Raw genomic sequence first — 11,935 nt, forward strand, 5'->3', positions numbered from 1 at the left:
CAATATAAACATGAGAATAATACCGGCAATAGATATAATCGAAGGAAAATGTGTACGACTGTCCAAGGGCGATTACAACACCAAAAAAATCTATAATGAACATCCTTTGGAGGTTGCCAAGAAGTTTGAAGCCCATGGTATTGAATACCTGCATTTGGTAGATTTGGACGGAGCTAAATCCAAACATATCGTAAATCATAAAGTGTTGGAAAAAATTGCTTCCAATACCAACTTAAAAATAGACTTTGGCGGCGGACTTAAAACCGATGAGGATTTAAGGATTGCCTTTGAAAGCGGAGCCAATCAAATCACGGGCGGGAGTATTGCTGTTAAGGACAGGGAAACCTTTATATCTTGGATTAACAAATACAGTCCGGAGAAGATCATACTAGGAGCGGATGCCAAAGATGAAATGGTGGCAGTATCTGGGTGGATGGAAGAATCCAAGGAGGAGCTGATTCCCTTTATCCAAACTTATCAAAAAGAAGGTGTTAGAGCTGTTATTTGTACCGACATTAGTAAGGATGGCATGCTGGAAGGTCCTTCATTTGATTTGTACCGTAAAATTTTAGAGGCCTGTGGGCCCCATATATTATTAATTGCAAGTGGAGGTATTTCAACTTTTGAGGAACTCCCCAAATTGGCAGAATTGGGTTGCGAAGGAACCATAATCGGGAAAGCCATTTACGAAAATAGAATTAGTTTAAAACAATTGGAAAAATTTATTCTCGACATCAATTAAAAAAAGCTTGTTGTTGAATTAGTGGAGCTCGCTATTTGTACTTTTAAAACCGTAAAGTGTGGCTATAATTTCCAAAAAATAGAAATAGCAAATGTTAACAAAAAGAATAATCCCTTGTTTGGATATTAAAAATGGCAGAACTGTAAAAGGGATAAATTTTGTGGATTTGCGGGATGCTGGTGATCCAGTGGAACTGGCTGAAATCTATGCGAAGACAGGAGCGGATGAATTGGTCTTTTTAGATATCTCTGCCACAGAAGAACGGAGAAGAACTTTGGCAGATTTAGTACTGCGTGTTGCCGAAAAAGTAAATATTCCCTTTACCGTAGGTGGTGGAATTTCATCCGTAAAGGACGTTGATATATTACTGCATAATGGAGCGGATAAAGTATCTATAAATTCATCCGCCGTCAAAAATCCCAAATTGATCAACGATCTTGTAGCCAAATTTGGTTCCCAATGTATTGTTGTAGCCATAGATGCCAAACAAATTAATGGAGAATGGATCGTGCATTTAGTAGGAGGGAAGGTTCCTACTGAATTAAATCTTTTCACTTGGGCGAAGGAAGTGGAGGAACGTGGGGCAGGGGAAATTTTGTTTACCTCCATGGACCATGATGGTACAAAGGACGGGTTTGCGAATGAAGCTTTGGCCAGATTATCCACCGAATTGAACATTCCTATAATTGCATCTGGCGGCGCTGGTAATATGCAACATTTTACGGATACATTTGTTGAAGGAAAAGCAGATGCAGCTTTAGCTGCGAGCGTTTTTCATTTTAAGGAAATAGAAATTAAAGACTTAAAGGAAGAGTTAAAAAGAAATAATATTCTCGTTAGACTATAATCAATTTAGACAATAGATCAGCTGAATTAGTGCTAACGCTTCTTATTACAAACCTAAAAATCCAATATGGAATCCAAAATCATGAACATAGACTTCAACAAAAATAGCGACGGCTTAGTCCCTGCAATAGTACAGGATGCGCTTACCAAAAATGTACTTATGCTTGGATATATGAACCAAGAGGCTTATAAAAAAACAAACGAAAGTGGTAAAGTAACCTTCTACAGTCGCACTAAAAACAGATTGTGGACAAAAGGAGAGGAAAGCGGTAATTTTTTAAATCTAGTGGATATTAAACTGGACTGCGATAATGATACCCTGCTAGTGATGGTCCAACCCGTTGGCCCAACCTGTCATAAAGGAACCGATACTTGTTGGGGCGAAGAAAACAAATCCTCCTTCGGGTTTATTTCAGAATTGGAAAATATTATTCAAAATAGAAAAGATCAGGCCGATGGAAAAATTCCAATTCCGGAAGGAGTAAAGCCCAGCTATGTTTCCTCTCTGTTCAAAAGCGGGATTAACAAAGTAGCCCAAAAAGTAGGAGAAGAAGCGGTAGAGGTTGTCATCGAAGCCAAGGATGATAATGATCAACTGTTCAAAGATGAAAGCGCCGATCTACTGTTCCATTATCTAATATTACTTCAGGCAAAGGGGTTTAAACTTCAGGACATCGTTAGTGTTTTGCAGTCGCGCCATTAATTTTTGAATATTTTCAATTAGCCTAAAAATTGTTTAATTTACAACTTGGTATTTTTTTTAAATAAAATTGAATTATCTTCAAAATTCCAACGGTAAATTATTAATACTACTAAGTATATAGGTTATGAAATCAAATAGGAGAGATTTTCTAAGAAAAACATCCATTGCAGGAATGGGTTTGGCTATGGCGCCTGCATGGTCCAATTCCATAACGGACCACAATTTAAATAATATTTCGGCAGCTAAGCCCGGTGCTACCTATATGGGTGGCTTTTCCGCCCCGAAACTGGATACGGTGAGATGTGCGTTTATAGGCGTGGGGTCCCGCGGATCTGGACATGCACAGCAGATTGCCGCCATTGAAGGTACCGAAGTGGTTGCGATCAGTGATCTATACGAAGACTTGGCCGAAAAATCCGCTAAAATATGCACGGAGCATGGTGCGGGAACCCGCCACAAAAAGATAAAGTTGTACACCAATGGTGAAAACGATTGGAAAAAAATGCTGAAAAAGGAAAAGCCCGATGCCGTTTTTGTATGTACCCCATGGGAATTACATGCCCCTATGGCCATTGAGGCCATGAAAAGCGGAGCCCATGTATTTGTAGAGGTGCCACTTGCCCTTACCATGGAGGAAATGTGGGAATTAGTAGATACTTCCGAGAAGACCCAGAAGCATTGTATGATGATGGAGAATGTCAACTACGGAAGGGAAGAACTTCTCTACCTTAACATGTGTAGACAGGGTGTTATTGGGGAATTGCTCCATGGGGAAGCTTCCTACATCCACGAATTAAGAGGTCAGATGAACGAGGTGGAACGTGGCACAGGTTCATGGCGTACCCCGCATTATGCCCATCGCAATGGTAATCTGTATCCAACACACGGGTTGGGACCTGTTGCCCAATATATGAATTTGGCTAGGGGAGAAGATAATTTTAAATTTATTAACTCCTTTTCGTCCCCGGGCAAAGGTCGTAATCTATATGCCGCCAAAAATTTTCCGCCAGACCACAAATGGAACAAGCTGGATTTTAAGGGAGGGGATATCAATACATCTATCGTTAAGACCAACTTGGGCAGAACTATAATGGTACAATGGGACGAAACCAGTCCTAGGCCCTACACCAGACATAATCTGATACAGGGAACAAAAGGCACCTTGACCGGATTCCCGACCAGGATTGCTTTGGAAGGTGGGGTAGAAGGAGGTCCTGATAGCCATCATGAATACGCAGAAGGGGATCAATTACAGAAAATATTTGAGAAATACGAACACCCATTGTACCTACGTTTGGGCGAACTGGCCACCAAAATGGGCGGTCATGGCGGAATGGACTTTATAATGAGGTACCGGATTATTGAGTGTTTAAGAAAAGGGGAACCCTTAGATCAAAATGTATATGAAGGCTGTTATTGGAGTGCAGTAGGGACCTTGAGTGAAGCTTCTGTGGCCCAAAATGGTGCTCCACAGGCATTTCCAGATTTTACTAGGGGCAATTGGAAAACAACAAAACCTTTGGGGATTATCAGCTAAGACTAATAATTAATAATACATAAAAAGTCATTGCTATAAGTACAACTTAATGATAAGTTTACTTATAGCAATGACTTTTTTAATTATATATAAGAAGGATAGGATTACAAAAAAAATCTAAGGAGTAATTTCAACACCTGCAACCTCTGACTGACTATCTAATTGGGTTATTAAGTCTTGAGTGCTATTGAACACCTTTTTACTATAGTAACGCCCTCTATCCCAATCCGCAGGATCAGCAGCTTTTATAGCATCCGCAATAATGTCCTGCACCTTTTCCGACAATCCTTCACATTGGCTGCTTTCCAATAACTTAAAGAGTTTTTCATAAGACTCCAAGGCCTTACCTGAATAATATTTTTGATGATCATAATTATTGGCCTTTAATGCACTTTTTGCATGATTTAAGGCATAAGAAGCTGTCGAATAGATTATTTCACAGTCATCCTTGGCCGAAGCAAAGGAAACAATGGATAATGAGAAGAATAAAAGTAGAATTTTTTTCATAAGATTGGGGGTTCAATATTTATCTAAAGAAAACGAAACAATTCTTACAATATTGCTGCCATTCTTAATACTATGACTTTTCCACAGTAAACTAACAGCCCTCTTATCGGTCTAAATATTATGGACCTACCACCACACTATAAACAATTTTTCAATTTTTGAATCTTCAGTTTTAACCCATAGTAAAGGGGAATTCTTATTTTCAGATTTAATTGAAATAGGGCCCAGAACTTCATTGTGTGTCAGCCATGCTACTTCATTATGGGGTACTAAAAGCCATTCCGGCTTGGATGGTAGATAATAGTTAAAGTGTGAAAAATTGGTAGTCATGAATTTTCGGAAAGTTATCCACCTACCGGCGATACAATCAGCATTAAATGGGCCCAGATTCAATTCATTTACCATATAAGGAATAAACAATTGAGATTTAAAGCATACTTGATGCTGCAGTTTAGATATGTCAATATTTAATGCTCGTAAAACGGAAATAGCTTCTGGAGTATTCAACAGTGGAATTTGGTGATTCATAATCCTTTCCTTCTTAGCACAAAAGGAATCACGTTGATTGGGACCTACTATTTGCTTCTCAATAATTGTTGAATCTTCGCGTATAACGTAAAACTTGTACGTTAGCTCGATATGTGTAAACGATTCATTACTAGTGTTTTGAAGTAAAGCATCCAATTCTCCCAAACTAATTTTATTCCTCCTTATTGGAATATTGTGGGCGATAACTTTATATTCATGCGAATGTTGGATCAGTTGCAAAAAGATGTGTTCTATTTTATGACCGAGCCTCAAATTGGAAGGAATAACCTCGGTTTTTAGATTTTCAAAATCAATTTTTGGAAATACAAACTGCTTCAATCCATCCAATTCCCCTTTCCAGAGTGGCGGGGTATAAAAAAAAGCCTTGTAATATGAGAGGTTTGTATGGTTCAATCGCTACAAATATATGTAAACCGTTAAGTTTTCTTTAAAAAGGAAATGGTCTAGACCAAATTAATTAATTTTATAGTATGGCAATTAATAAAAGAAAAGGGTTTCGATTTTCCAACTATGAAGCTCCTGAACAAACTCCGTTCGAAAAACTTTTTGATATTTTCAAGGAACTAATTACACATACTTCTGGAGATGTGGATGAGGCTTTGGATTGGTTAAGGGAACTGGACAAGGAGTACGGGCTTACAGATGAACATTACACCATTGATGATTTTATAGAAGACCTCAAGGCAAAAGGATTTCTTAAGGACGAACCTAAGGATGGGGATGGTACGGGATCAGGGGACCAAAAAACAGATCTGTCCATAACCGCCAAAATGGAACGGATTATTAGGCAGGCCGCCCTGAATCAAATTTTCGGGAAAATCAAACGAAGTGGTTCTGGCAATCATAAAACTGGATTATCGGGTAGAGGGGATGAACATACTGGAGAATTTAGGGAATATCGATTTGGCGACAGTTTAGAGCGGATTTCCATGACAGAAAGTTTAAAAAATGCACAGGTAAACCATGGAATTGGGAATTTTCATTTAAGCGAAGAGGATTTAGTGGTAGAGGATACCCAATTCAAAGCTCAAATGAGTACTGTACTTATGATCGATATAAGCCATAGTATGATACTTTATGGCGAAGACCGTATTACGCCCGCAAAAAAGGTAGCTATGGCTTTGGCAGAGCTCATTACAACCCGTTATCCAAAAGATACCTTGGAAATCTTGGTCTTTGGAAACGATGCCTGGCCCATACCCATTAAAGACTTACCTTACTTAAAAGTGGGACCATACCATACCAATACGGTAGCCGGACTACAGTTGGCCATGGACATGCTTCGCAGAAAACGAAATACCAACAAGCAGATTTTTATGATAACGGATGGTAAACCCAGTTGCCTACGGTTGCCGGATGGTACCTATTACAAAAATAGCGTTGGCTTGGATGATTATATTGTTGAGAAATGTTATAATATGGCCAGACAGGCCCGGAAGTTACACATTCCCATAACTACCTTCATGATTGCCAAGGACCCCTATTTAACTCAATTTGTAAGACATTTTACAGAGGCTAATAAAGGAAAGGCTTTCTTTACAGGCCTAAAGGGACTTGGTGAAATGATTTTTGAGGACTATGAACAAAATAGGAGAAAACGATTAAAAGGATAAAAAACAAAATTAGTAAAAGGTGTTTGGACACTTTGCCCTACGACCTACATTGGAGGGTTAACAAAAAATAAATATCACAGATGAACTTGAATTACAAGGAAATTACAAACCTAGGGGAGCTTAAAAAAGCAGGATACAAGACTAAAAAGATAAAAGATGAATTAAGGGAAAATCTTATTGATAAAATAAAAGCGAATGAAATTACTTTCCCAGGAGTTTGGGGCTATGAAAACTCTGTGGTCCCAGAATTGGAAAGAGCCATTTTATCTAGGCATAACATTAACTTGCTGGGTCTTAGGGGCCAAGCTAAAACTAGGCTGGCCAGGCTTATGGTTCATTTACTGGATGAATATATCCCCGTCATTTCAGGTTCAGAAATCAATGACGACCCTTTAAGTCCCATTTCCAGGTTTGCCATAGACACCATAAAAGAACAGGGAGATTTAACTCCCATTTCTTGGTTGCACAGAAGTGAAAGGTTCTATGAAAAATTAGCTACCCCAGACGTTACTGTGGCCGATTTAATAGGTGACGTGGATCCCATAAAGGCCGCCAACCTAAAATTATCCTATGCCGATGATAGGGTTATTCATTTTGGAATGATCCCACGGGCCAACCGTTGTATTTTTGTTATCAACGAATTACCGGATTTACAGGCCAGAATTCAGGTTTCCCTTTTTAATATCCTACAGGAAGGTGACATACAAATACGAGGTTTTAAACTTAGATTACCTTTAGACCTACAGTTTGTTTTTACTGCAAACCCTGAGGACTATACCAACAGGGGCAGTATAGTTACCCCTTTAAAGGACAGGATCGGGTCTCAAATTTTAACCCACTATCCGGAGGATATTGAAACAGCACGTAAAATTACGGAACAGGAATCAAAATTAGATCAGCGCCAAAGTGAGGTCGTTTACGTCCCGGATTTGGCAAAGGACCTATTGGAACAAATTAGCAGGGAGGCAAGGGAAAGTGAATATGTAGATGCTAAAAGTGGTATTAGTGCCAGGATGAGCATTACTTCCTACGAGAACCTGATGAGTACCGCCGAACGAAGGGTGTTGAAGAACGGTCAAAAATCGACCATGGTAAGGCTGAGCGACTTTATGGGGGTTATTCCTTCCATTATAGGAAAAATAGAACTGGTTTATGAAGGGGAACAGGAAGGATCCGGAAGTGTCGCTGAAATATTGATCGAAGATGCCGTAAAGTCCTTATTTAACACGTTTTTTCCAACCATCGACAAATTGGAACGTAAGGATTCAGAAGGACCATATGATGAATTGGTAAGTTGGTTCTTTGACGGGGAAGGTTTTGATCTATTGGATGACACCTCAGACAAAGTATATAAGGAAAAGCTGGATAGTATAGCCCCATTACAACAACTAATCAAAAAATACCAACCAGAGTTTAAGAAGGAAGATTCCTATTTTTTAAAAGAATTACTGTTGTGGGGAATGGTGGCCCATAAAAAATTGAGCAAACAACGCTATACTGAAGGATATCAAATAAAGGATGTTTACGGTAGTTTTATAAGAGGTCTATAAGAATTCTTAAAATGGGTATAAATACATATGCATTTATACCCATTCCTAAGATTTATTTTTATCCACTGTAGGCAGGAAGGTTAAATATAAAGGAACTTCCTACCTTTGGTTTACTCAATACAGTAATGGTTGTTTCATGCAAATCCATTATTTTTTTCACAATCGCCAAACCTAATCCATAACCTTGTTTTCCTGTTCCTTTCTCCACTTGTTTAAACCTATCAAAAATATAGGCTTGCTCATTAAAAGGAATACCCTTGCCCGTATCGGTTATATTAATTTCAATGTTATCTAACTTACGTTCTATAGATAGCGTAATTTTTCCATTAGGTTCGGTATATTTTAATGCGTTTTCTATTAAATTTTGCAACGCCCGTTCAACCAAGCTAACATCTGCAAAGACCATGCTGTTCTCATTGGGGTTTTCTAAATGAAGTATTATATTTTTTTCATTCGCAATAATTTTAAATTTTGCTATTAGGTCATGGGACAATTCAGTGATGGAGAAAGGTTCTTTTACAGGAGTTATTTGTTCTGTTTCAAGTTTGGAATACTCAAACAATTGATTGATCAAGTTTGAAAGTTTATCAATATTATCATGGGTAATCTGAAGATACTCTTGCTTATCGGATTCGGAAAGGGAATCCCTTTTAATTTGAAGTGTTTCAACATATCCCTTTAAAATGGCCAAGGGTGTCCTTAAATCATGGGATACATTGGCAACAAGATCCCGCCTTTGTGAATCTACATATTTAATCTTGTCTATATTAGCTACAATGGTGTCGGCCATTGAATTAAAGGAGTGTGCAAAAAACTCTATGTCCGAGTTTGCGGGATTTTCTATTCTAGCACTTAGCTCACCTTCCTGAAACCGTCTTACCGTATCTATCATTAATCGCAAGTTCTTTGTTAAGAACCAAATGCTGAGCAAAGCAATAATTGAAGCAAACAACATGGTTAAAATGGCAGCGCCAATACCCAGTTTGGAAAAATATTGCCCTAATAAGGTTTCACTTATTTTGTGGAATTCCTTTCCCGCGAGAATAATATAAATATAACCTTCATGTCCATCTACATTAAATTTGGCTGCGGAAAATATCTCTTGCTCACCAGGGTTTCTTGGGTCATCACCAAGAGTGTAATTTTCTCCATTGGAAGCAATAAAGGAATTTATGGGCTCTAGAGCCACCTTGTTTATTACAGAACTATCTTTATGATTTAATACAACGGAATAAAGGATTATTCCGGTTTTATCAAGCAAATAAACCTCAATACTTTGGTTTATGGCCATCATGTCGTGCATTAAATCTGAAAACAGAGATTCATTAACACTTCCGTCTTCTAGGAAGGGTGAGTCATTTTGAAACATTTCTTGGATAAGGTGGTCCGCAATATGCGCATCTATACGCTGTGCGGTAGCCATACTATATTTATTGGCAAAATACCCGGTTATAAATACATAGGAGACTCCCATTAGCAGGATAATCAAAGCAAAAGCAATCCAAAGTCTTTTAATTAATTTAGGGGTAAGTGTTTGTTCCTTATTCTTCATACCAATATATCTTCATTAAATTTATATCCCACACCCCAAGTAGTAAGTACATAAATAGGGTTTGCCATATCTGATTCAATTTTGGCCCTTAATCTATTTATATGTGAATTAACGGTATGTTCATACCCTTCAAAATTATAGCCCCATATCATATTTAGGAGTTCTGTTCTCGTATAATTTCTTCCTGGATTGGATGCCATTAACACTAATAGTTCAAATTCCTTGGGCGATAAATCTATTTTTTGATCCTTGACCACCACCTTTCTCTTTTCAATATCTATCTGTAATCCCTCGAACTTAATGAAGAATGTATCCCTTTTTTTAGGTGGCTTGATTTCACTCCTTCTCATTACGGCCTTTACGCGGGCCAATAGCTCCCTAATACTAAAGGGTTTGGTGATATAGTCATCCGCGCCAATTTCCAGACCCAATACCCTATCTATTTCCTCAGATTTTGCAGTTAGCATAATCAGAGGAGTGTTTTTCTCGGCCCGCAAATTTTTACAAACCTCGACCCCGTCCATTGTTGGTAAGCTTAAATCCAATAAAATAAGGTCATAATCGTTCTTTAAGGCCATATCTAATCCCTCCTTACCATCCATAACTTTCGTGGTACTATAAATTGAATTGGTCAGGTGTATGTCCAGAAGCTTTATAAGTTCCGGATCGTCTTCTATTATAAGTATCTGTTTCATAATTTCTTAATGCCAATGAAATTAAAAAGTATCACATAACAATCACATTATGGTTATAATTTGAAGGCATGCTGAAACACTATATCACTAACATAGGGCCATTTTTCCAATTAATACAAGACGTGAAAGTGTAAGGTTTCACAAAAACCTTACATAATATACAAAAAGGTTTACTCTTTTGTGATCTCTTTGTTATCTAATGAGCCTTTGTTTGTATAGTAATCCTAAAAACATTTTACAATGAAAAAATTCAGCAAGTTATTTATTTTATGTACTATTTTGGTTTCATTCACCTATATTTCCTGCGATAAGTTCCATGGTGACATGGGTTCAGGCGACCCTCCAAAAACTACTTTCAATATTACAATATCAAATATTGTAAATTACTTGAACGCCGATGTGTTTAATACACCTGCTGGTGCATCCGAACCTGGGCCTATCACTGAAGCATCTGGTTTTTATACAATTGATTTTAAAGCTGTTTCGGGAGCAAGACTAAGTTTCGCTACAATGTCCGTGGTTTCCAATGATTGGTTTTTTGCACCTATGGGAGCAGGAATTGATCTATTTGACAATGGAGCGCCAGTAACTGGGGATATAACCGAGCAGATCCATCTTTGGGACGCAGGGGTGGAGGAGGAAAACATGGCCACCCGTACCTCAGAGCCTGGGGGAGCAGAAGCCGGAGATCCAGACGATGACAATACGGTAAGATTAGTGGAGGAAGATGTATCGTCCTATATTGCCGTAGAGCTTTCTTATGCCGAATCTACTGGAACTTTTACCCTTATTATCAAAAATATCCGAGGAGCCGGGGCTGACACAAATCCCATAATTATTACTCCCGGAATCTTAGTACTTCATGCCCAAGATAATCCGTTATTTGAACAAGGCAAACCGGATAGGGGACTGGGTCTAGACAAAATTGCCATACAGGGAAATCCAATGAACATCTACCATTGGGTTACGGAGATGGGCAGTACTGGAGCACCTTTGCGCCTGTCATCATCCTATACTGTTTTATCACCAGGGTTGGTTTATGCATTTGATGATAATATTGATCCCGTTTTTATGGAAAGTGAATCTGCCGTTCCAGGCAACGGCTTAGAAAATATTGCAGAAGATGGCAATACTGCTATTATGTATGAATACATCGGTAATGATTTAAAACTGCCCGTAGCGAAAAGTAACGAAACAATGCCTATTGGACCTGGCGCCAGCCTAACCTTTACTCTAGAAGTACCAAAAGGTTATAAATTAGGCTATAGTACCATGTTCGTATTTAGCAACGACTGGTTCCTAGCACACCAAAATGAAGGATTTCCACTATTCCAACACAACGGTAATCCATATAGTGGAAAAATAGCAACAGAAAAAACCTATCTTTTTGATGCTGGAACGGAAATGGACCAACCCATTGGGTTCGGCCCAGATCAAGCGCCTTTTCAAACTGCACCTAATATGGGAGTCAGTGATGAAAACAACTTGATTAGACGCGTTATGGAAATTAATGATATTCAATTTGGGAAAGGACCTATAAATTCATCCGACGGGGTAAGTGGTAGTATGGATCACAGAGGAGGTTACAATTTGGTGGAAGTAACAATAACGCCAAACTAACCTTTAACTACACAAATTAAA

Annotated in this window: 11 protein-coding genes; 7 read left to right on the plus strand and 4 right to left on the minus strand. The window is 38.4% G+C overall.

Annotated elements, in window-relative coordinates; all coding sequences use genetic code 11:
- Nucleotides 1-10 precede the first annotated feature (10 nt).
- From hisA to CWD90_RS06095, 4 genes are all read left to right on the plus strand, one after another.
- Nucleotides 11-742 carry a 1-(5-phosphoribosyl)-5-[(5-phosphoribosylamino)methylideneamino]imidazole-4-carboxamide isomerase gene (hisA, locus tag CWD90_RS06080; RefSeq protein ID WP_103475046.1) on the plus strand — a complete coding sequence of 244 codons (732 nt, stop codon included), beginning with the start codon at nucleotides 11-13 and terminating at the stop codon, nucleotides 740-742.
- A gap of 91 nt (nucleotides 743-833) precedes the next feature.
- On the plus strand, nucleotides 834-1,589 hold the full coding sequence (hisF, locus tag CWD90_RS06085) for an imidazole glycerol phosphate synthase subunit HisF (protein WP_103475047.1): 756 nt from the start codon (nucleotides 834-836) through the stop codon (nucleotides 1,587-1,589).
- Nucleotides 1,590-1,655: 66 nt separating this feature from the next.
- Complete coding sequence (hisIE, locus tag CWD90_RS06090; protein ID WP_262494944.1) at nucleotides 1,656-2,291, plus strand: bifunctional phosphoribosyl-AMP cyclohydrolase/phosphoribosyl-ATP diphosphatase HisIE; 636 nt, start codon at nucleotides 1,656-1,658, stop codon at nucleotides 2,289-2,291.
- A gap of 124 nt (nucleotides 2,292-2,415) precedes the next feature.
- Nucleotides 2,416-3,828 carry a Gfo/Idh/MocA family protein gene (locus tag CWD90_RS06095; RefSeq protein ID WP_103475048.1) on the plus strand — a complete coding sequence of 471 codons (1,413 nt, stop codon included), beginning with the start codon at nucleotides 2,416-2,418 and terminating at the stop codon, nucleotides 3,826-3,828.
- Nucleotides 3,829-3,945: 117 nt separating this feature from the next.
- On the opposite strand, the gene CWD90_RS06100 is transcribed toward CWD90_RS06095, so the two are convergent.
- Both CWD90_RS06100 and CWD90_RS06105 read right to left on the minus strand, forming a co-directional pair.
- Nucleotides 3,946-4,335: a hypothetical protein gene (locus tag CWD90_RS06100; protein WP_103475049.1), complete on the minus strand. Its 390-nt coding sequence runs from the start codon at nucleotides 4,333-4,335 to the stop codon at nucleotides 3,946-3,948.
- A 126-nt stretch (nucleotides 4,336-4,461) separates the two neighbouring features.
- Nucleotides 4,462-5,277 (minus strand): DUF1853 family protein, encoded by an 816-nt coding sequence (locus tag CWD90_RS06105; protein WP_103475050.1) that lies wholly within the window; start codon nucleotides 5,275-5,277, stop codon nucleotides 4,462-4,464.
- A gap of 77 nt (nucleotides 5,278-5,354) precedes the next feature.
- Here CWD90_RS06105 and CWD90_RS06110 point away from each other — a divergent pair, with 77 nt between their 5' ends.
- Nucleotides 5,355-6,497, plus strand: coding sequence for a vWA domain-containing protein (locus CWD90_RS06110; protein ID WP_103475051.1), 1,143 nt, complete (start codon nucleotides 5,355-5,357; stop codon nucleotides 6,495-6,497).
- A gap of 80 nt (nucleotides 6,498-6,577) precedes the next feature.
- Nucleotides 6,578-8,047 carry a magnesium chelatase gene (locus CWD90_RS06115; protein WP_103475052.1) on the plus strand — a complete coding sequence of 490 codons (1,470 nt, stop codon included), beginning with the start codon at nucleotides 6,578-6,580 and terminating at the stop codon, nucleotides 8,045-8,047.
- Nucleotides 8,048-8,105: 58 nt separating this feature from the next.
- Here the strand turns inward: CWD90_RS06115 and CWD90_RS06120 are convergent, their stop codons facing one another.
- Together CWD90_RS06120 and CWD90_RS06125 are read right to left on the minus strand one after the other, a co-directional pair.
- Nucleotides 8,106-9,599 carry a sensor histidine kinase gene (locus CWD90_RS06120; RefSeq protein ID WP_103475053.1) on the minus strand — a complete coding sequence of 498 codons (1,494 nt, stop codon included), beginning with the start codon at nucleotides 9,597-9,599 and terminating at the stop codon, nucleotides 8,106-8,108.
- Nucleotides 9,596-10,294, minus strand: a complete 699-nt coding sequence (locus tag CWD90_RS06125; RefSeq protein ID WP_103475054.1) for a response regulator transcription factor — start codon at nucleotides 10,292-10,294, stop codon at nucleotides 9,596-9,598. The genes CWD90_RS06120 and CWD90_RS06125 overlap by 4 nt, the downstream gene beginning before the upstream one ends.
- Nucleotides 10,295-10,534: 240 nt before the next feature.
- Between CWD90_RS06125 and CWD90_RS06130 the strand changes: the two genes are divergently transcribed.
- Entirely contained in the window at nucleotides 10,535-11,914 is a 1,380-nt protein-coding gene (locus tag CWD90_RS06130; RefSeq protein ID WP_103475055.1) for a spondin domain-containing protein, read from the plus strand.
- Nucleotides 11,915-11,935: the final 21 nt, after the last annotated feature.

Origin of the sequence: Arenibacter catalasegens (assembly GCF_002909235.1) — a bacterium.
Classification (GTDB): domain Bacteria; phylum Bacteroidota; class Bacteroidia; order Flavobacteriales; family Flavobacteriaceae; genus Arenibacter; species Arenibacter catalasegens.

Excerpts from the sequence above, each read along its gene's own strand:
- CWD90_RS06110 (WP_103475051.1), top strand. The coding sequence starts at position 5,355 with ATGGCAATTAATAAAAGAAAAGGGTTTCGATTTTCCAACTATGAAGCT.
- CWD90_RS06130 (WP_103475055.1), top strand. The coding sequence starts at position 10,535 with ATGAAAAAATTCAGCAAGTTATTTATTTTATGTACTATTTTGGTTTCA.
- CWD90_RS06100 (WP_103475049.1), bottom strand. The coding sequence starts at position 4,335 with ATGAAAAAAATTCTACTTTTATTCTTCTCATTATCCATTGTTTCCTTT.
- CWD90_RS06120 (WP_103475053.1), bottom strand. The coding sequence starts at position 9,599 with ATGAAGAATAAGGAACAAACACTTACCCCTAAATTAATTAAAAGACTT.
- hisIE (WP_262494944.1), top strand. The coding sequence starts at position 1,656 with ATGGAATCCAAAATCATGAACATAGACTTCAACAAAAATAGCGACGGC.
- CWD90_RS06095 (WP_103475048.1), top strand. The coding sequence starts at position 2,416 with ATGAAATCAAATAGGAGAGATTTTCTAAGAAAAACATCCATTGCAGGA.
- hisA (WP_103475046.1), top strand. The coding sequence starts at position 11 with ATGAGAATAATACCGGCAATAGATATAATCGAAGGAAAATGTGTACGA.
- CWD90_RS06115 (WP_103475052.1), top strand. The coding sequence starts at position 6,578 with ATGAACTTGAATTACAAGGAAATTACAAACCTAGGGGAGCTTAAAAAA.
- hisF (WP_103475047.1), top strand. The coding sequence starts at position 834 with ATGTTAACAAAAAGAATAATCCCTTGTTTGGATATTAAAAATGGCAGA.
- CWD90_RS06125 (WP_103475054.1), bottom strand. The coding sequence starts at position 10,294 with ATGAAACAGATACTTATAATAGAAGACGATCCGGAACTTATAAAGCTT.